Raw genomic sequence first — 18,807 nt, forward strand, 5'->3', positions numbered from 1 at the left:
CTGCCTCCCTACTGTCGTGCCCGGTCAGGGCCGCGGCGGTAGTCCACGTGACAGATCTCTCGTCAATCGGGCGCAGGGCGATCAGGCCGACAGCTTCTCGCGGCCCTTGCGGCGGCGAGCGGCGAGGATGGCACGACCGGCCCGGGTGCGCATCCGCAGCCGGAAGCCGTGGGTCTTCGCGCGGCGACGGTTGTTCGGCTGGAAAGTACGCTTGCTCACGGGTGGGCTCCAGGTCAATGGTGCGCCCAGCGGGCGCGGAAACACTCATGAATGGCCTGCCAGGGAAGCGAGGGCACGCGAAATAGCCGTCGCGTGACAAGCCGACCGTCGTACGTTACGGGTGAAGGGCGCCCCAGGTCAAACCGGAACGCTTATCCACGGATCCACAGGCGGGTTTTCCACCGCCCGGCGGCGTCCACAGTATGTGCACCCAGGTGCCACTACGCTGTGGACAACGTCTTGAACACAGCTGTGCACAGGGCTACTGTCGGCCCTTCTGGACCCGCCGAAACACTGTGCACAACTTGTGGAGATCCTGTGGAGGACCTGGGCATGACGCCCGGCCCCCACGCTGTGGACGAAGGGCCGCTGAGCGACCGGGCGGCGCGCACCATGTGGATAAACGATCGCGGGGGGCCGCGAGAGGGAGGAGGGGGAACCGCACTGTGAACAGTGTCGACCTCGGCACGGTATGGGCGAGGGCCCTGGGCAACTTCCTCAACGAGAACGTGCCGATCCAGCAGCGCACCTGGCTCGCCATGGTGCGGCCGATCGCCCTGGCCAACGACACGATCGTGCTCGGCGTCCCCAACGACTTCCTCAAGGACCTCATCGAGGGCAAGTTGCGCCCACTCGTGGCGCACGCACTCTCCCAGGAGCTCGGCCGGACCATGCGGCTGGCCGTGATGATCGACACGACGGCGCCCGAGCAGCCGTCGGGCGACTCTCATCAACAGCCTGTGGCTCACAGTTATCCCCACGGTGTGGAGAGCCAGCCGCGTTTTACACAGCCCCCGCAACCCCAGCACCAGCAGGCATCCGAGCCTCCGCAGTTCTATTCTCCACAGCCGGAGTCGGCGCACATATCCACCGAGTATCCACAGCCCGGGTTCACTTTTGAACAGGCACAACAGCCTGTGGAGAAAGCGCCGGAACCGGCGCCGAACCGGTGGGAAGCCAAGAGCAACAAGCCCAGCGAACCCGCCCGGCTCAATCAAAAGTACACATTCGAGACATTTGTTATCGGGGCCAGCAACAGGTTCGCCCACGCGGCGGCCGTGGCTGTCGCCGAATCGCCGGCGAAGGCGTACAACCCGCTCTTCATTTACGGCGACTCCGGCCTGGGAAAGACCCACCTGCTCCACGCGATCGGGCATTACGCCCAAAGCCTGTACGACGGCGCGCGGGTCAGATACGTGAGCTCCGAGGAGTTCACCAACGACTTCATCAACAGCATCCGCGACCACAAGGCCGACGGCTTCCGCGGCCGCTACCGGGCGATCGACATCCTGCTCGTGGACGACATCCAGTTCCTGGAGGGCAAGGAGCAGACGCAGGAGGAGTTCTTCCACACCTTCAACACGCTGCACAACGCCAACAAGCAGATCGTCATCTCCAGCGACCGCGCGCCCAAGCAACTGATCACGCTGGAGGACCGGCTGCGCAACCGGTTCGAGTGGGGACTGATCACCGACGTCCAGCCGCCCGAGCTGGAGACCCGGATCGCCATCCTCAGGAAGAAGGCGATCCAGGAGGGCCTGGCCGCGCCGCCCGAGGTGCTGGAATACATCGCCAGCCGCATCTCCACCAACATCCGCGAGCTCGAGGGCGCGCTGATCAGGGTGACCGCGTTCGCCAGCCTCAACAGGCAGGGTGTGGACCTGCAGCTCGCCGAGGTGGTGCTGAAGGATCTGATCACCTCGGAGTCGGACACCGAGATCACGATCGCGGCGATCATGGCCGAGACCGCCGACTACTTCGGCATCAGCATCGACGACCTGTGCGGCACCTCGCGCAGCCGGGCGCTCGTGACCGCCCGGCAGATCGCTATGTACCTGGCGCGCGAGCTGACCGAGCTGTCGCTGCCGAAGATCGGCCAGCAGTTCGGCGGCCGCGACCACACCACCGTGATGCACGCCGAACGCAAGATCCGGTCGCTCATCGCCGAGCGGCGGTCGATGTACAACCAGGTCAACGAGCTGACAATGCGTATTAAGCAGACACAGCGTGGATCTTGATAGTCATGCACAGCCTGTGGAAAACACTGTGGAGCAGCGGAAACGCCGAAAGGTCGCGGCCGTACGCCCGGCAATGGCGTGAAAAATCCACCCACAGGGGCTGGGGACAACAGTGGGGACATCCCCAGCAGATCTGGGGACGACTCGTGGATAACGTGTGGACAGCGTGTGAACAATCGATCTGGGACTCCAGAAGGGCGCCGCGTACCCCGTGGATAAGCTGTGGAAACCTCGTGGATAACCCGGCTTCCCCCGTGGATGAACGGACCATGATCTGGGGAAGAGCTGTGGGCGAAAATTCGCCGTCCCCAGGCGCCGAAGTTTCCCCCAGGCTCCACCCACAACCGCAGTGGATGAAAAAAGTGCCGCTGACCAGCCACAACGCTGGTTGTCCACAGTTCCCACAGCCCCTAGTGTGATGACCTCTTCTATCTCTAACTAAGAACTCAAAGACCCATAGTTGGGCTTCTCCCGGAGCGCGAGCGCGGGAGGGTGGATCCTTGAGATCCTTGAATCAACGACGAACCAGGAGGCTGATCACCGTGATGTTCCGAATCGAGCGAGACGTCCTCGCTGAGGCGGTGGCATGGACGGCACGCAGCCTCCCGGCGCGCCCGTCGGTGCCCGTGCTCGCCGGCATGCGCCTGGAGGTCACTGACGAGCAGCGGCTGAAGCTGTCCGGATTCGACTACGAGGTCTCCGCTGAGGTGACGCTCGAACTCCACACCGGTGAGCCGGGAGTGGTCCTGGTCTCCGGCAAGCTGCTCGCCGAGATCACCCGCGCTCTTCCCGCACAGCCTGTGGACTTCGTGGTGGACGGCGCCAAGGCGGTCGTCACGTGCGGCAGCGCGCGATTCACATTGCTCACCATGCCTGTGGAGGACTACCCGTCGCTCCCGGCCATGCCGCCGGCCGCCGGCCGGGTCGGCAGCGACGTGTTCGCCTCCGCCGTCGCCCAGGTCGCCGTTGCCGCCGGTCGGGACGACACGCTGCCGATGCTCACCGGCGTGCGCATGGAGATCGAGGGCGACACCGTGACCCTCGCCGCGACCGACCGCTACCGGCTGGCCGTACGCGAGCTGAAGTGGCAGCCGGGACAGCCCGACTTCTCGGCCATCGCGATGATCCCCGGCAAGACGCTCGCCGACACGGCCAAGGCACTCGGCACGACCGGTGCGGAGGTCGAGATCGCGCTCAGCTCCGCCGGCGGCACCGGCGAGGGCATGATCGGTTTCTCCAGCGCGGGCCGGCGGACCACCACGCGGCTGCTCGACCCTGAGTTCCCCAAATACCGGTCGCTGCTGCCGACCGAGTTCTCCGCACGCGCCGACTTGTCCACAGGGCCGTTCGTGGAGGCGGTCAAGCGCGTGGCGCTGGTGGCCGAGCGCAACACGCCGGTACGCCTGGCGTTCAAGAGCGGTGAGGTCGTGCTCGAGGCGGGCAGCGGCGACGAGGCGCAGGCCGTCGAGGCTCTGCCTGTGGATTACGAGGGCGAGGACATGAACATCGCCTTCAACCACCAGTTCCTGCTGGAAGGCCTGGGCGCCATCGACTCGGACGTGGCCAGGCTCCAGATGACCACGTCCACGAAGCCCGCTATCCTCACCGGAGGCAAGCCCGTGGAGGACGGCGCCGTCACGGACTACCGTTATCTGATCATGCCCATCCGCCTGTCAGGCTGAACCTGTCATCGGGGATGATGGAAGCCTGACAAGGGGGTAGGACAACATGCAGATCGGCATGGTCGGACTGGGCAAAATGGGCGGCAACATGGCCGAACGGCTGCGCCGCGGTGGTCACGAGGTCGTCGGCTACGACCGCGATCCGTCGATCAGCGACGTGGCCAGCCTGAAAGACCTGATCGAACGCTTGGCTGCGCCGCGGGTGGTCTGGGTCATGGTCCCCGCGGGCAAGCCCACCCAGTCCACGATCGACGACCTCGGAGAGCTGCTCAGCGAGGGCGACATCGTCATCGACGGCGGAAACTCCCACTATGCGGACGATCAGAAGCACGCCGCCGAGCTCGCCGAGAAGGCCATCGGCTTCGTCGACTGCGGCGTCAGCGGCGGCGTCTGGGGCCTGACGAACGGCTACGCGCTCATGTGCGGCGGCGACCAGGCCAACGTCCAGCGGCTGATGCCGATCTTCGAGACGCTCAAGCCCGAGGGCGAGGACGGCTTCGTCCACGCCGGCGACGTCGGCGCCGGACACTTCGCGAAGATGGTCCACAACGGCATCGAATACGGCATGATGCAGGCCTTCGCGGAGGGCTGGGAGCTGCTGGAGGCCTCCGACGTCGTCAAGGACGTCAAGGGCTCCTTCAAGAGCTGGCGCACCGGCACCGTGATCCGCTCATGGCTGCTCGACCTGCTGGTGCGGGCGCTGGACGACGACGAGCACCTCGACCAGCTCCGCGGTTATGCACAGGACTCCGGCGAGGGCCGCTGGACGGTGCAGGCGGCTGTGGACCACGCGGTCCCGCTGCCGGTCATCACCGCCGCGCTCTACGCCAGGTTCGCCTCGCGCCAGGACGACTCCCCCGCGATGAAGGTGGTCGCGGCGCTGCGCAACCAGTTCGGCGGCCACGCGATCACCTCGACCGAGGGCAGCACGGGCAAGGGCGCCGACGCGCCCGGCGCGGACGTGACGCCCCCGCGCGAGACGGAGCGATAGCAAGCGTGCCGTGACCCGGTGATGGGCGAGGCGCACTAACCTTCTTGGGGTGCACGTCGCCCACCTGTCGCTGACCGACTTCCGGTCCTACGCATCCGTGGAGCTCGGCCTGGAGCCGGGCGTCACGGCCTTCGTGGGGCCCAACGGCCAGGGCAAGACCAACCTGGTCGAGGCCCTCGGCTATGTCGCGACGCATTCGAGTCACCGGGTGGCGAGCGACGCCCCGCTCGTACGCCAAGGGGCCGCGCGGGCGATCATTCGCTGCGCCGTCCACAGGGACGACCGGCGGGCGCTCATCGAGCTGGAGATCAACCCGGGCCGGGCCAACCGCGCGCGGCTCAACCGCTCCCCCGTGTCCAGGGCCCGCGACGTCGTCGGCCTGCTGCGCACGGTGTTGTTCGCCCCGGAGGACCTGGCGTTGTCCAAGGGCGACCCCTCCGAGCGCCGCCGGTTCCTCGACGACCTGCTGGTGGCCAGGACCCCCCGATTCGCGGGCGTGCGCGCCGACTACGACCGGGTGCTGAAGCAGCGCGGCGCCCTGCTGCGCACGGCCGCACAGGCCCGCAGGGGCAGCAGGAGCGCCCGTCGCCAGGAGAGCGACACCGCGTTCGCCTCAGCGGGCGCAGGGGACGCGCTGAGCACTCTGGAGGTGTGGGACGCCCACCTCGCCAGGCACGGCGCCGAGCTGCTGCGGGCGCGACTGGAGCTCATCGAGGCGCTGCGGCCGCTGGTGGCGGGCGCGTACGCCGCACTGGCGCCGGCGAGCGCCCCGGCGACGCTCGCGTACCGGAGCACGTTGTCCACAGGTGGGGATGCCGATGAGGGGGGTCCGGGGGGCGAAATCGCCGGTGAGCGCGGATCTTTCGATACACAGACGTTATCCACAGACTTGGGGAAAACCCTTGAAGAACGGCTGCGGGAGCGGCTATTGGAGGTCCGCCAGTCGGAGCTGGAACGCGGCGTCACCCTCGTCGGCCCGCACCGCGACGACCTGATCCTCGGCCTGGGGGACCTGCCCGCGCGGGGGTATGCCAGCCACGGCGAGTCCTGGTCGTTCGCGCTGGCGTTGCGGCTGGCCGCCTACGACCTGCTGCGGGCCGACGGCGACGATCCCGTGCTGATACTCGACGACGTGTTCGCCGAGCTCGACAGCCAGCGCAGGCGGCGGCTCGCCGAGATCGTCGCGCCGGCCGAGCAGGTGCTCATCACGGCCGCCGTACCGGATGACGTGCCGCGTGAGCTGACAGGAGCCAGATTCGACGTCGCGGAGGGGAGCGTGACCCGTGTCCGATGAGGACAACCCCACGGCCAGGGGCGCTGCCATGGCCAGGGAGAAGCTCGCCCAGGCCAAGGCGGACGCCGCCAAGCGCGGCCAGTTGCCCCGGCGTGAGCCGAGGCGGAAAGGGCCCCGCAGGGAGGGCGGCGATCCACAACTTTTCGGGCGCGCGATCGCGGACCTGCTGGCCGATCGCGGCTGGGAGCGGTCGGCGGCGGTCGGCGGGGTGTTCGGTCGCTGGGCCGACATCGTGGGCCCTGACCTGGCCGCCCACACCAAACCCGAGTCCTTCGAGGACGGCGAGGTGGTCATCGCGGCGGACTCGACCGCCTGGGCCACGCAGGTGCGACTGCTCGCCCGCACCCTCGTACGCAGGCTCAACGAGGAGCTGGGCGACGGCACCGTGACGAAGGTCAAGGTCAGGGCGCCGCAGAACGCGCCGCGACCTTCAGGTGGATTGCGGGTGACCGGAAGCAGAGGGCCAAGGGACACCTACGGGTAGCGGCCGGCCGCGATCCGCAGGAGGCGCTTTGCATGGCAACGGTTGGGCGCCGGGAGCGATCAGACAGCCGCAGAGGCGATAGGCCCCCTTTCCGGAGGGGGGATGCTGGACCGGGGGCAAAACGAGCTAGCGGGCATCACAGGCGCGTTCAATGCCACCTTGAGTCTCCGGAAGCGGTAGAATGAAAAAGGATTCCGGACACGTCCGCTTGCGTGTCACCCCGGCAGCAAGCCGACTCCCCTGGGTGACCGCGCATCGGGGCACTCACGACGGTGACGGGCACGGCAGGGGCAGCTTCGCAGTTTGATGGCCTCCCCAGCCGCGTGTCCGCGGCAGGAGGATTTCGCAGTTGTCCTACGACGCTAGCTCAATCACCGTACTCGAAGGACTTGAGGCGGTTCGCAAGCGACCAGGTATGTATATCGGCTCCACCGGGGAGCGTGGCCTCCACCACCTCGTCCAAGAGATCGTGGACAACGCGGTGGACGAGGCCCTGGCCGGCTACGCCGACCGCATCGACATCACGCTCATGGCCGACAACGGCGTGCGCGTGGTCGACAACGGGCGCGGCATCCCCACGGGCATCCACCCGGTGGAGAAGCGCTCCGCCGTCGAGGTCGTGCTGACCACGCTGCACGCGGGCGGCAAGTTCGACAGCCAGTCCTACGCGGTCTCCGGCGGCCTGCACGGCGTCGGCTCGGCCGTCGTCAACGCGCTGTCCACCGCCATGGACGTCGAGGTCAAGCAGAACGGCCACTACTGGCGCCAGCGCTACGAGCACTCCAAGCCCGTCGCGCCACTGGCCAAGGGCGAGGGGACCGACGAGACCGGCACCACGATCACGTTCTGGCCGGACCCGGAGATCTTCGAGACCACGACGTGGAACTACGAGACGCTCTCGCGGCGCTTCCAGGAGATGGCCTTCCTCAACAAGGGCCTGACGATCACGCTGACCGATGAGCGTCCCGACCACGTCAACGGCGAGCCGAAGACCGTCACCTACTGCTACGAGGGCGGCCTTGCCGACTTCGTGCAGCACCTCAACGCCAAGAAGGAGCCGGCGCACGCGTCGATCATCTCCTTCGAGGAGGAGAGCGACGGGCTCGCGGTCGACATCGCCATGCAGTGGAACAACTCCTACTCGGAGTCCGTCTACAGCTTCGCCAACGTCATCAACACCGCGGAGGGCGGCACCCACGAGGAGGGCTTCCGCGCGGCGCTGACGACGATCGTCAACCGCTACGCGCGCGAGCAGAAGTTCCTCAAGGAGGGCAAGGACGACAACCTCACCGGTGAGGACGTCCGCGAGGGGCTGACCGCGATCATCTCGGTCAAGCTGTCGGACCCGCAGTTCGAGGGCCAGACCAAGACCAAGCTGGGCAACACCGAGGCCAAGTCGTTCGTGCAGAAGGCCTGCAACGACCACCTGCGCGACTGGTTCGAGCGCAACCCCGGCGAGGCCAAGGACATCATCAACAAGTCGCTGCAGGCCTCGCGCGCCCGCATCGCCGCCCGCCAGGCCCGCGACCTGACCAGGCGCAAGTCGCTGCTGGAGTCCGGCAGCGGTTTGCCGGGCAAGCTGGCCGACTGCCAGTGGAACGACCCGGAGAAGTGCGAGCTGTTCATCGTCGAGGGCGACTCGGCCGGCGGCTCCGCCAAGGGCGGCCGCGACTCGCGCTTCCAGGCGATCCTCCCGATCCGCGGCAAGATCCTCAACGTGGAGAAGGCCAGGATCGACAAGGTCCTGAAGAACAACGAGGTTCAGGCGCTGATCACCGCCCTGGGCACCGGCGTGCACGACGAGTTCGACATCGCCAAGCTGCGTTACCACAAGGTCATCCTCATGGCCGACGCCGACGTCGACGGCCAGCACATCAACACGCTGCTGCTGACGCTGCTGTTCAGGTTCATGAGGCCGCTGATCGAGGCCGGTCACGTCTACCTGTCGTGCCCGCCGCTCTACAAGATCAAGTGGGACCGTAAGGGCGAGGACGCCTCATACGCCTACTCCGACCCCGAGCGCGACGCGGTCATCGCCGACGGCATCGCCAACGGCAAGCCGGACCCTCGGCCGCGCGACAACGTACAACGCTTCAAGGGTCTGGGCGAGATGAACGCGAGCCAGCTCTGGGAGACCACGATGAACCCGGAGACCCGGCTGCTGCGCCAGGTCACGCTCGACGACGCGGCGCAGGCCGACGACCTGTTCAGCGTGCTCATGGGCGAGGACGTGGAAGCCCGGCGCGACTTCATCATCCGCAACGCCCGTGACGTGCGCTTCCTCGACGTTTAAGAAGGACCTTTACCTGTGACCGACGTGAACACCACTCCCCCGGCTGACCGCATCGAGCCGGTGGACATCCAGTCCGAGATGCAGCGCAGTTACATGGACTACGCGATGTCCGTCATCGTGTCCAGGGCGCTGCCGGACGTGCGCGACGGTTTGAAGCCGGTGCACCGGCGGGTGCTCTACGCCATGTACGACGGCGGCTACCGTCCCGACCGCGGCTACTTCAAGTGCGCCCGCGTCGTCGGCGACGTGATGGGCACCTATCACCCACATGGCGACACCTCGATCTACGACGCGCTGGTCCGCCTGGCCCAGCCGTGGTCGCTGCGTTACCCGCTGGTCGACGGGCAGGGCAACTTCGGCTCGCCCGGCAACGACCCCGCGGCGGCGATGCGGTACACGGAGTGCAAGCTCGCGCCCATCGCCATGGAGATGTTGCGGGACATCGACAAGGAGACCGTCGACTTCCGTCCCAACTACGACGGCAAGTCGCAGGAGCCGGACGTCCTGCCGGCGCGCTTCCCGCAGCTGCTGGTCAACGGCTCGGGCGGCATCGCCGTCGGCATGGCGACCAACATCCCGCCGCACAACCTGCGCGAGGTCGCCGCGGCGGTCAAGTGGTACCTCGAAAACCCCGAGGCCAGTGACGAGGAGCTGCTCGAAGCGTCGATCAAGCTGGTCAAGGGGCCGGACTTCCCGACCAAGGCTCTGATCGTCGGCCGGCGCGGGATCGAGGACGCCTACCGCACCGGGCGCGGCTCGATCACCATGCGCGCCGTGGTCGAGGTCGAGGAGGACAAGGGGCGGCAGGCGCTGGTCGTCACCGAGCTGCCGTACCAGGTCAACCCTGACAACCTCGCCCTGAAGATCGCCGAGCTCGTACGCGAGGGCAAGCTCACGGGCATCGCTGACGTACGCGACGAGAGCTCCTCGCGCGTCGGTCAGCGCCTCGTCATCGTCCTCAAGCGCGACGCGGTCGCCAAGGTCGTCCTCAACAACCTCTACAAGCACACCCAGCTGCAGGACACCTTCGGCGCCAACATGCTGGCGCTGGTCGACGGTGTGCCGCGCACGCTGCGCCTCGACCAGTTCATCCGCCACTACGTGGCGCACCAGGTCGAGGTCATCGTCCGCAGGACCCGCTACCTGCTGCGCAAGGCCGAGGAGCGCGCGCACATCCTGCGCGGGCTGCTGAAGGCTCTGGAGCGGCTCGACGAGGTCATCGCCTTGATCCGGGCCTCGGAGTCCGCCTCGCACGCCCAGCAGGGCCTCATGGGGCTGCTGGAGATCGACGAGGTGCAGGCGCAGGCCATCCTCGACATGCAGCTGCGCAAGCTCGCCGCCCTGGAGCGGCAGGCGATCCAGGACGAGTTCGACTCGCTGATGACGCAGATCGCCGAGTACAACGCGATCCTCGCCAGCGAGGCCCGCCAGCGCGAGATCATCAACGACGAGCTGGCCGAGGTCGTCGGCCGCTACGGCGACGAGCGCAAGACCGAGATCATCGCCTACGACGGCGACATGTCGATCGAGGACCTCATCGCCGAGGACGAGATCGTCGTCACCATCACCCGCGGTGGCTACGCCAAGCGCACGAGGACCGACCTTTACCGCGCCCAGAAGCGGGGCGGCAAGGGCGTACGCGGAGCGCAGCTACGCCAGGACGACATCGTCGACCACTTCTTCGTCACCACGACGCATCACTGGTTGCTGTTCTTCACGAACAAGGGCCGGGTTTACCGCGTCAAGGCTTACGAGCTTCCTGAAGGCGCGCGTGACGCTCGCGGCATGCATTTGGCGAACCTTCTTGCCATGCAGCCCGACGAAACAGTCATGGAGGTTCTCGACCTACGCGACTACGACGTCGCCCCCTACCTCGTCCTGGCCACCCGCAGCGGCCTGGTCAAGAAGACCCGCCTGTCCGAGTACGACTCCCCCAGGTCCGGCGGTCTGATCGCGATCAACCTGCGGGAGGACGACGAGGTCATCGGAGCCCGACTGGTCTCCGAGACCGACGACCTGCTGCTGGTCTCCAGGGGAGCCCAGTCGATCAGGTTCACCGCCTCCGACGAGGCGCTTCGCCCCATGGGCCGGGCGACCAGCGGTGTCATCGGAATGAGGTTCCTCGAAGGTGACGAACTTCTTTCCATGAATCGGATGGCCGACGGTCAAGATGTGCTTATCGCCACCGAGGGTGGGTACGCAAAACGGACGCCAGTCGAGCAGTATCCAGTTCAGGGCCGTGGCGGTAGAGGGGTGCTCACGGCAAAAATCGTGAGCTCCCGTGGCAAGCTGGTCGGAGCCGTCATGGTCAACCCAGAGGACGAGGTCTTCGCGATCACGTCCGCCGGCGGGGTGATCCGGACGAGTGCCGGCGAGATCAAGCAGTCCGGCCGCCAGACCATGGGAGTGCGATTGATGAATCTCGCTGAAGGCGACAGCGTGGTGGCCCTCGCCCGAAACGCGGAGTCGATGGAGACTTCGGTGGAAATTGAGGAAGACGGGGGAGGAGAGTAGTCCATGAGCGCCCAGGGTGGTCCCGCAAGGACGAAGGCGACTTCGGGTAACGGACAGCAACCGAACAAGCCCGCAGAAACCGAGATTTTCAACCCGGTCGACGAAGAACAGGAAACCACCTCGCCCGCGCAGGGCAAGCCTGTCCCGCCCAAGCCCAAGCCCAAGGAAGACGGGCAGCAGCAGCGGTCGCAGGCCCCCGCCTCCGGGCCCGCTCCTGCTCCCGGGCCCCCTGCCCCTGCCCCTGCGCCCGCGCCTGGGCAGCAGGCAGAGGGCAACGACACCGTCCGCATCCGTTCGCTGGCCACCGAGGCCCCGCCCGCGGTCGAGCTGACGAAGAAGAAGTCGTCGAGCGGCGGCGCCGGCCGGCTGCCCCGCAAGGCCCACCTGGTCCTGCGCCGCATCGAGCCGTGGTCGGCCATGAAGTTCAGCTTCGTGGTCTCCCTGGTGTGCTTCGTGGTGCTGTTCGTGGCCGTGGCCGTCCTGTACGGGGTGTTGTCCGCCCTGGGGGTGTTCGACTCGATCGTGGACCTGGTCAACCAGCTCGGGCAGGGTGAGCAGGGGCAGAGCTCGATCCCCATCGACATCGCCTCTTGGTTCGAGCCGGTGCGGATCCTGGGGTACACCGCGCTGATCGGTGCCGTGAACGTGGTTCTGATCACGGCACTCTCCACGCTCGGGGCGGTCATCTACAACATCTCCTCCGACCTGGTCGGAGGCGTTGAGGTGACCTTCAGCGAGGCCGAGTAACGCGTGTCAGGCGGGCTGCTCGGGGCGTGCTCGGGGGCGAGTACGGCGCGAGCAGCCTGCCGGAGGCGGTAAGCTTTTCTCGTTCCGAACAACCGGTTCGCCTCCGATCTGCGGATGCGGTACCGTTCGGTGCGCGGGGCTATAGCTCAGACGGTTAGAGCGCTTCCCTGATAAGGAAGAGGTCCCAGGTTCAAGTCCTGGTAGCCCCACCAGCGAAAACGCCCCGAAGCGATCAAGCTTCGGGGCGTTTTACTGCAACTGGTACTGCAACAGGCTTACTCGAACAGCCCGTTGACCATCTTGATCGCATTTTCCCGGCTCTCTCCGTCACCGTGGGTGTAGATCTCCATCGTGACCGAGATGCGGCTGTGGCCGAGGATCTCCATCGCATCACGCGGTGCGACCCCCAGTTTCTTGAGCAGCGAGGCAGCGGTGTGCCTCAGATCGTGAACGCGAATGGTGCGGAGTTTCGCCGTCTTGACGATCCGGGCGAACGAGCGCGCGAGGTTACGAGGTTCGATCGGGAGCCCTGATCTCGTGGTGAAGACCAGCCCCGTATCCATCCAGTCCTCCTTCGCCTGCTCTTGCATGATCTCTTGCCCGCGTCGCTGGACCTCCAAGGCTTCCCGGACCATGCCAAGGAGGGGAAGCGATCTCTTGCCGGCGTTCGTCTTCACCGGCCCATGGTGCAGTTCCTTGCCCACCCGGACGAGCTGCCGGCGGATGTGTACGTGCCCCTCGTCGAAGTCCACATCCACCCAACGGAGTCCCAGAGCTTCACCGCGGCGAAGGCCGTACACCAGGAGTAGCACGAAGGCCGGGTAGAGCTGATCGGCGCGGGCGGCCTGGAGAAAGGCCCGTGCCTCATCAGCCGTCCACGGCCGGTTGCGCTGTGGGTCGAGCGCGGGGAGTGTGGCCAGCCGAGCGACGTTGCGCGTAAGGATCTCCTCGCGCATCGCGCGCGTGAGCGCAGCGCTGAGGACGTTCCGCATGACGTGTATCGTCCCGATCGCGTGATCTCCGTTGAGCATGCCGTTCAGGAACGTCTGGACATCGGCGACCGTGAGCCTATTCAGCTTCTTACGGCCGAGCCGCGGCTTGAGGTACAGACGAACGATCGTCTCGTACTTGGCATAGGTCGTCTTGCGAACGGAGTGACGGGCAACCTCGTTCAGCCAGTAGTCGAGGTACTCCCCCACCTTCCAAGACCGGTTGGCGACGGGAACGCCCTGGCGTGACTTGGACTTCAAGTCGTCGATCTTTGCCCGCGCCTCGTCAGCGGTCTTGCCGTAGACCGTCTTGCGCTTCTCGGTGCCGTCCGTAGTGAGGACATAGACCTGTCCACACCATGTGCCGTCAGCGCGCTGGTACACCGTGCCCTCGTTGTTCGCACGCTTGCGACGGATCTTCTTCCGTGGCTGCTCGTCGGCAGCCCCGACCAGGGTCTTGGCGGTCATCATGCAGCCTCTTCCATGAGGAGATCCACGAGATCGTTGAGTGCCGAAGCCGGTATCAGACGACGCCGTCCGGCCTTGAAGGACTTGAGCTGGCCCGAGCGAATGAACTTGTAGAGCGTCCAGCGGCTCACACGGAGCTGGGCCGCCGCTTCTTCGACCGAAAGAGCGAGACTGGTCATCACGCCCCCTACGCCGCTTGCGGAACTGCCGAAAGATCTTGGCCGTCTGCTTGGGCCTGGAGTTCGGCCATGTGGGCGCGCCAGCGTTGGCGTTCGGCCACCGTGCGCAGGAGCCGGACGGCCAGCGGGGGCACGTTGGCGTCTCCGGCCGGGACGGGCTTCCAGACATAGCGGTGGGGGTCGGTGGGCTGGTCGCGCTGGCCGAGGGCTTCCAGGACCCAGGTACGGCGGTCTTGCTTGTGTTCGGCCAGGGTCTTGTTTGACCACTTGCGGGAGACCAGGACGCGCCGGCCGGCGTAGCCGAGGTGATCGGGTTTGTGTGCTTTGCCCCGGCACCGGCCGGGCGTCATGCCGGGTTTGGCGTTCTTGGGCTGGATGCCGTAGCGCAGCCAGTTCGCGCAGGTGGGGGAGCAGGGCTCGAATTGGAGCGCTTTCGCCAGCCGTCCGGCATGCTCCCGTTGCGCCGGGTCGTCGGGATCGAGGCTGTCGCCGAGGGACTTGGTCAGGTACTTGGACAGGTAGCGGATGCACTGGTCAGCATCCGAGGTGCCCGCCAAGACGCCCTGCACGTTCACCTGGTCGCCGAAGCGCACCACGTGCAGCGGTTCGGCCGCCGGGTCGCCGTCAAGCTGGTCGAGCGCCTCGTCCCAGGTCGGCAGTACTTCACCGGTGTCCGGGTCGAGGTAGCCGACGCCGTCCTCCCAGACCGGCAGGTGATCACCCTCGAAGGCGATCCGATCGGCCGATGGCCACCACACTTGGTGGTAGGTGGCTGCTGCTATCTGCTTGATCTCCGCTCGTGGGAGAGTGCCCCGGACGGCCATGTGCAGGTGCGGGGCAAGCCGCTTCTGGGGTTCGACACTGGCGAAGTACTGCACGTCGTAGCCCGCCACGCGGCGAAGGTTCTGCACGAACCGGTCCACCAGCTTGGAGAAGTGCAGCGCATCCCGAGCGGCCTGCGTGTAGTCGTAGGCGTCGGGATCGACGGGCACCCCATCGCGGATCTTGCCGTAGGACGGCAGGGTCAGCGTGACGAACAGCGAGGGCCGGTAGACCTTGCCGTCCGAGCTGGTGAACGTCCGCCCCAGCGTCGTTGCCGTCATCTTCCGCTTGGGCAGGTCAGGGGCATCTTGCCGCCGCCGGGTCGAGCGGTTGCGCTTGGGGGCTGCAGCACCGAGCACGTTGCCCCGCATGCCAGCGGCGTTGATCTCTTCATCCAGACCCGCGAGGACCGCGTCCAGATCGGTCGTGTCCTGCCCCGCCTGCTCGGCCTGATCACGCTGGGCCTGCATATCGGCACGGAACTCGACCAGCCAGCGCTGCTCATCGGTCGGCTCATCTGGCGTGATGATCGGTTCGGTCTCCAGGTGCCAGCCCTCCCGGCACTGGGCCATCCGCAGGTGCCGGTTCCGCTTGGCACACGGCGGACATGCCGTCTCCAGGGTTGCGCCGCAGGGTACATCGACGATCTCCCAGACGCCCGTGTGGGTGTCGAGCCGCTTCAAGGCCACCGGGCGGACGCAGACCCCGTGTTGGATGGCGACCTGTTCGGCCACCTCCCGCGCCAGGGGCTGAGCCATCCGCATGGCCCGGGGCGTGGCACGGTCGGTCACTTCGGCCACCGGCCCAACCGCTTCACGGCCCCTTTGAGGTCCTTCGGATTGCGCCGGCCGCTCCGCTCCCCTCATCGAGCCTCCTCCTGTCCTTCGCCGATCTCGGGGAAGACGAGCGCCGACTGTCCACACTCGCGGCACTCGACCGTCGCCCGTGTCTGGTCGAGCCACAGAGCGTTGAGCGTCTTGCAGGCCGCGCAGCGCAGCCCGTCCAGGAAGTGCGCCAGACCGTTCATCGAGCCTCACCGCCCGCCGGGGTGAACTCCGTGACCATGGCGCGGATGTCGGCGTCGGAGACATAGGCCGCGCGCACCCGGATCGGATCCGGTGAGGTCTCCAGTCGGACGTAGCCGACGCCCGCGCCAAGCTCGGGGACGGGGGAGATGTGGTCGGCCAGCGCGCCACGGTCGCGTGCGCCATCGCCGAGCACCATGTCCACCTGTTCGGACTCATCCAGCCGGAGGGCGATCTTGTCGGGGAACAGGTTACGAATCGTCATGACCTCCTTGCGGGGGTCCTGGAGCGCCGCCATGACGCCGACGCCGACCGCACGCCCTTGCGTGGTCAGCGTGGCCAGCGCAGCCGAGACGCGCCGCTTCAGGTCTCTGTCGGCCTGGTACGCGGTCAGGAACGCGACCTCATCGACGATGACCAGGACGAACGGATCCTCGACCGTGGGCGTGTGGGAGCGCTGGTGTCCGCCGAACCGTGCGGCCCGCTCCTGCATGACCTTGACCGCCTGCTCTAACAGCTCCGCGCATTCTTCCGGGGTGGCGGCGTAGCGGGGGCCGAACAGGGTACGGCCGAACGACAGCTCCATCAGTTTCGGGTCGAGCGCCCACAGCTCGACCAGGCCCGCCCGCACGGCCGGAAGCAGCCCTCGAATCGTGGACCAGATGATCGAGCCCTTGCCCGCTCCGGTGGCGCCGGCCACCAGCTTGTGCGTGCCGTGCACGTTGAGCAGCCAGGGCGAGCCGTCCTCTTGGATGCCGATCTCGACTGGCCCCACCGTTGGCACATCTGGTATCGGGATCGCTGGCAGGGGAACAGCCAGCGGATCACGCCGAGGGAAGGTCAGCACCAGCCGACCGGCCTTGACGACCGAGACACGGCACGACGGCGCGCCGAACCCGTGCGCCAGGGCCTCGATGCGGTCAGCCCAATCCTTGACCGCCTGCCCGTCCAACATCCGGACCGTGACCCGATCGGCCCACGCCGTGCAGGTGACCTTGCCGAGCCGGGGCAGGTAGTCACGGCCGCGCAGGTGCTTGCCGAGCCCGGAGACGATCATCACCGGTTGCCAGTGACGTCGGTAGATCCAGATGAGCCGCCACCAGGCCAGCAGCCGCCAGCCGATGAGCCGGGCGAAGGAGGCGCGATCGATCAGCGCCCAGGCGACGATGCCCGTAGGCGCGGGGGCGGACAGCAGCAGGGCGACACGCCAGCCGTACAGCCAGCACAGCGTAGACGGAACGGCGAGCACGGTCACGGCGATGGGGTGCCGCCAGAGGGTGCGCACCAGACCGGCGATCAGCCGCGAGACCAGGATGATGACAGTGATGATGGCCGGGGTGGTGACGACTGCCGGGCGGAACACCACGGCCGTATCCGGGGTGGTGGTGACCAGGTTGCGCGCCTCGTCACCGGGAAGCTTGCGGAACATATGCTTGATGCCTCTCGTGATGTGGTGTCAGGGGAGAACCGAAGGGGCCGCCGGAAGTTGGCGCTTCTGGCGGCCCCGCCCTATCTGCGTCAGGCCGCCGTGTCCGTGGTCGTCGCGGTGGTGGCCTGGCCGGGGGCCGACCGGTCAGCGTGCAGTCGCTCGCAGTCGGCCAGGTAGCGCGTGGCGGCCTCGACGATCTGTCGGGCGAGGTTGACGTCCTGGTCGGTGACCCGGTCGCCGCCCGTGGTCGAGATCATCACGCAAGCTTCGCTGGTCTCCAGGCACAGCACCGGGCGAACCTGCTTGACCAGCAGCGTGCCGACCCGCATGGCCGGGGTGTGGAAGGACACGTGAAGCTGCGGCTTGTCCTGCCCGTACATGGACAGCGAAATATGGGTGTACGGCCCGAGGTTCATCGCTCCACCCCCGTCGCCGCCGCCACGCCCCGGTACATCCGCTCCACGCAAGTGGCGAAGCCAGCGGCCTGTTCAGCGAGCTGCCGGGCGAACTCCACGTCAGCCGCCGTGATCCGGGTGGCGGTCGCGGTGGTCACCAGCACCGAGGTGGCCCCGAAGTCGAGCATGAGCACCGGAGTGCGCAGCCGGTAGGGACGGTTCTCGGCCCGGGCACCGGCCGAGGTGTTGAGGTTGATCACGCTCGTGGGTCGCTTGTGTCGGGTGCTCATCACGCGGCGTCCTCTCGGCTGGTGGTGGCGTGCCGGGTAGCCGGCCGGGGAGCGCGCATCTCACGCGCCTTGATCGAGTACGCCAACCGTCCCTGCTGGTTGACGTACGGCTGTACGGTCATGCCGTCGAACTCCACCGGCGTGAACGGCAGCCCGGACATCGCCGCCGGGGGTACCGGCCGCAAGGCGGAGATGACCTTGACCGCCACCGTCTTCTGTGACGCCTTGGCGGTCGGGTCGGCGTCCATGACCGCGATCTGCCAGACCAGCTCACCGGACTGCTTGTCGCGCGCCTGAACCTCGCGCCCGCTGCTGGAGGCGTCGAAGTCGCGTACCGGCTCGACCTCGCCCACGGCGTAGCAGCCAGCCGGGAAGACCTGGTTGAAGGTGACGGGGATGGGACCTTGCAGAGCCATGACGGGCTCTCCTTTCTTGGAGATGGTCACTTAACCTATCAAGTGATGCTCTGAGAATAGGCTGTTGTAACTTGCTAGGTCAAGTGACTATGTGTAGGTGACAACGATGTAGCTGATCCGCTAGACAGTCACACGCCGACCTAGGAGAGGAATCTCATGCGGATCTTGGTGGGATGCTTAGCGGCCGTGGTGATCGTTCCTTTGGCCGGGCTGCTCTTGCTGTTTTTGTGGCCCATCTGGGAGGGCAATGGCCGGCTCGACGAGTTCCATGCCCGCGTGACGGCGTATCCGCTCCCACCGAAGGCGCAGCTCCGAGACAGCGACACAGCGATCAGCAGAGCGCCCACCAATGGCAACTACTGCGAGTGGTTGGTCCGCCTGACGCTTCAGACCGATCTGTCTCCGGCGGCTGTTCAGCATTATTACGGCAAGGCCGCCATCGTCGGGGTTAACGACGCAGCGCAGGTCGCCGCGCGGCCCGGCGCCAGCGGTTCTGTCGTCGTGGAGTTGTCTGATCTCGCTGAAAATCCAATGGACATACGTTGCACCTAG

18 protein-coding genes and 1 tRNA gene are annotated in these 18,807 nt (G+C 66.8%); 10 read left to right on the forward strand and 9 right to left on the reverse strand.

The annotated features are described in order from the left end of the window. Positions 1-81 precede the first annotated feature (81 nt). Positions 82-219 (reverse strand): 50S ribosomal protein L34, encoded by a 138-nt coding sequence (rpmH, locus tag EDD27_RS43445; RefSeq protein ID WP_043614899.1) that lies wholly within the window; start codon positions 217-219, stop codon positions 82-84. Positions 220-665: 446 nt separating this feature from the next. Between rpmH and dnaA the strand changes: the two genes are divergently transcribed. From dnaA to EDD27_RS43490, 9 genes are all read left to right on the forward strand, one after another. Next, complete coding sequence (gene dnaA, locus EDD27_RS43450) at positions 666-2,237, forward strand: chromosomal replication initiator protein DnaA (protein ID WP_127937877.1); 1,572 nt, start codon at positions 666-668, stop codon at positions 2,235-2,237. 542 nt (positions 2,238-2,779) lie between these two features. Beyond that, the gene (gene dnaN / locus EDD27_RS43455) at positions 2,780-3,919 is read left to right on the forward strand and encodes a DNA polymerase III subunit beta (protein ID WP_127937879.1); all 1,140 of its coding nucleotides are present in this window, start codon (positions 2,780-2,782) and stop codon (positions 3,917-3,919) included. A 46-nt stretch (positions 3,920-3,965) separates the two neighbouring features. Beyond that, the gene (gene gnd, locus EDD27_RS43460) at positions 3,966-4,910 is read left to right on the forward strand and encodes a phosphogluconate dehydrogenase (NAD(+)-dependent, decarboxylating) (RefSeq protein ID WP_127937881.1); all 945 of its coding nucleotides are present in this window, start codon (positions 3,966-3,968) and stop codon (positions 4,908-4,910) included. 49 nt (positions 4,911-4,959) lie between these two features. Continuing rightward, positions 4,960-6,204: a DNA replication/repair protein RecF gene (gene recF, locus EDD27_RS43465; protein WP_127937883.1), complete on the forward strand. Its 1,245-nt coding sequence runs from the start codon at positions 4,960-4,962 to the stop codon at positions 6,202-6,204. Next, positions 6,194-6,688: a DciA family protein gene (locus EDD27_RS43470; protein ID WP_338324692.1), complete on the forward strand. Its 495-nt coding sequence runs from the start codon at positions 6,194-6,196 to the stop codon at positions 6,686-6,688. The genes recF and EDD27_RS43470 overlap by 11 nt, the downstream gene beginning before the upstream one ends. A 349-nt stretch (positions 6,689-7,037) precedes the next feature. Further along, positions 7,038-8,981, forward strand: a complete 1,944-nt coding sequence (gyrB, locus tag EDD27_RS43475; RefSeq protein WP_127937885.1) for a DNA topoisomerase (ATP-hydrolyzing) subunit B — start codon at positions 7,038-7,040, stop codon at positions 8,979-8,981. A gap of 15 nt (positions 8,982-8,996) precedes the next feature. Beyond that, a complete protein-coding gene (gene gyrA, locus EDD27_RS43480; protein WP_127937887.1) occupies positions 8,997-11,495 on the forward strand; it encodes a DNA gyrase subunit A in 2,499 nt (832 codons plus the stop codon). A 3-nt stretch (positions 11,496-11,498) separates the two neighbouring features. Beyond that, positions 11,499-12,242: a DUF3566 domain-containing protein gene (locus EDD27_RS43485; RefSeq protein WP_127937889.1), complete on the forward strand. Its 744-nt coding sequence runs from the start codon at positions 11,499-11,501 to the stop codon at positions 12,240-12,242. A gap of 135 nt (positions 12,243-12,377) precedes the next feature. Continuing rightward, positions 12,378-12,454: transfer RNA gene (locus tag EDD27_RS43490), tRNA-Ile, on the forward strand. Positions 12,455-12,517: 63 nt separating this feature from the next. Here EDD27_RS43490 and EDD27_RS43495 read toward each other — a convergent pair. The 8 genes from EDD27_RS43495 to EDD27_RS43525 all read right to left on the reverse strand — a co-directional run bounded on the left by EDD27_RS43495 (position 12,518) and on the right by EDD27_RS43525 (position 18,255). Then, positions 12,518-13,702 (reverse strand): tyrosine-type recombinase/integrase, encoded by a 1,185-nt coding sequence (locus EDD27_RS43495; RefSeq protein WP_127937891.1) that lies wholly within the window; start codon positions 13,700-13,702, stop codon positions 12,518-12,520. Then, positions 13,699-13,878, reverse strand: a complete 180-nt coding sequence (locus EDD27_RS43500) for a helix-turn-helix domain-containing protein (protein ID WP_127937893.1) — start codon at positions 13,876-13,878, stop codon at positions 13,699-13,701. The genes EDD27_RS43495 and EDD27_RS43500 overlap by 4 nt, the downstream gene beginning before the upstream one ends. 8 nt (positions 13,879-13,886) lie before the next feature. Next, positions 13,887-15,500: a replication initiator gene (locus EDD27_RS43505; protein ID WP_127937895.1), complete on the reverse strand. Its 1,614-nt coding sequence runs from the start codon at positions 15,498-15,500 to the stop codon at positions 13,887-13,889. A 62-nt stretch (positions 15,501-15,562) separates the two neighbouring features. Next, a complete protein-coding gene (locus EDD27_RS54970) occupies positions 15,563-15,727 on the reverse strand; it encodes a hypothetical protein (RefSeq protein ID WP_164904052.1) in 165 nt (54 codons plus the stop codon). Further along, positions 15,724-17,154: an FtsK/SpoIIIE domain-containing protein gene (locus tag EDD27_RS43510; protein WP_127937897.1), complete on the reverse strand. Its 1,431-nt coding sequence runs from the start codon at positions 17,152-17,154 to the stop codon at positions 15,724-15,726. Before EDD27_RS43510 ends, EDD27_RS54970 begins: the two co-directional genes overlap by 4 nt. A gap of 89 nt (positions 17,155-17,243) precedes the next feature. After that, on the reverse strand, positions 17,244-17,570 hold the full coding sequence (locus EDD27_RS43515) for a hypothetical protein (protein ID WP_127937899.1): 327 nt from the start codon (positions 17,568-17,570) through the stop codon (positions 17,244-17,246). Continuing rightward, positions 17,567-17,839, reverse strand: a complete 273-nt coding sequence (locus EDD27_RS43520) for a hypothetical protein (protein WP_127937901.1) — start codon at positions 17,837-17,839, stop codon at positions 17,567-17,569. The genes EDD27_RS43515 and EDD27_RS43520 overlap by 4 nt, the downstream gene beginning before the upstream one ends. Further along, on the reverse strand, positions 17,839-18,255 hold the full coding sequence (locus tag EDD27_RS43525) for a plasmid replication, integration and excision activator (protein WP_127937903.1): 417 nt from the start codon (positions 18,253-18,255) through the stop codon (positions 17,839-17,841). The genes EDD27_RS43520 and EDD27_RS43525 overlap by 1 nt, the downstream gene beginning before the upstream one ends. A 156-nt stretch (positions 18,256-18,411) precedes the next feature. On the opposite strand from EDD27_RS43525, the gene EDD27_RS43530 reads away from it, so the two are divergent. After that, complete coding sequence (locus EDD27_RS43530; RefSeq protein ID WP_127937905.1) at positions 18,412-18,807, forward strand: hypothetical protein; 396 nt, start codon at positions 18,412-18,414, stop codon at positions 18,805-18,807.

Source organism: Nonomuraea polychroma, from assembly GCF_004011505.1.
In the GTDB taxonomy this organism is placed as follows: domain Bacteria; phylum Actinomycetota; class Actinomycetes; order Streptosporangiales; family Streptosporangiaceae; genus Nonomuraea; species Nonomuraea polychroma.

Coding starts and splice junctions, on each gene's coding strand:
- gnd (WP_127937881.1), top strand. CDS start 3,966: ATGCAGATCGGCATGGTCGGACTGGGCAAAATGGGCGGCAACATGGCC.
- EDD27_RS43485 (WP_127937889.1), top strand. CDS start 11,499: ATGAGCGCCCAGGGTGGTCCCGCAAGGACGAAGGCGACTTCGGGTAAC.
- EDD27_RS43495 (WP_127937891.1), bottom strand. CDS start 13,702: ATGATGACCGCCAAGACCCTGGTCGGGGCTGCCGACGAGCAGCCACGG.
- EDD27_RS43500 (WP_127937893.1), bottom strand. CDS start 13,878: ATGACCAGTCTCGCTCTTTCGGTCGAAGAAGCGGCGGCCCAGCTCCGT.
- EDD27_RS54970 (WP_164904052.1), bottom strand. CDS start 15,727: ATGAACGGTCTGGCGCACTTCCTGGACGGGCTGCGCTGCGCGGCCTGC.
- EDD27_RS43510 (WP_127937897.1), bottom strand. CDS start 17,154: ATGTTCCGCAAGCTTCCCGGTGACGAGGCGCGCAACCTGGTCACCACC.
- EDD27_RS43515 (WP_127937899.1), bottom strand. CDS start 17,570: ATGAACCTCGGGCCGTACACCCATATTTCGCTGTCCATGTACGGGCAG.
- EDD27_RS43520 (WP_127937901.1), bottom strand. CDS start 17,839: ATGAGCACCCGACACAAGCGACCCACGAGCGTGATCAACCTCAACACC.
- EDD27_RS43525 (WP_127937903.1), bottom strand. CDS start 18,255: ATGGCTCTGCAAGGTCCCATCCCCGTCACCTTCAACCAGGTCTTCCCG.
- EDD27_RS43530 (WP_127937905.1), top strand. CDS start 18,412: ATGCGGATCTTGGTGGGATGCTTAGCGGCCGTGGTGATCGTTCCTTTG.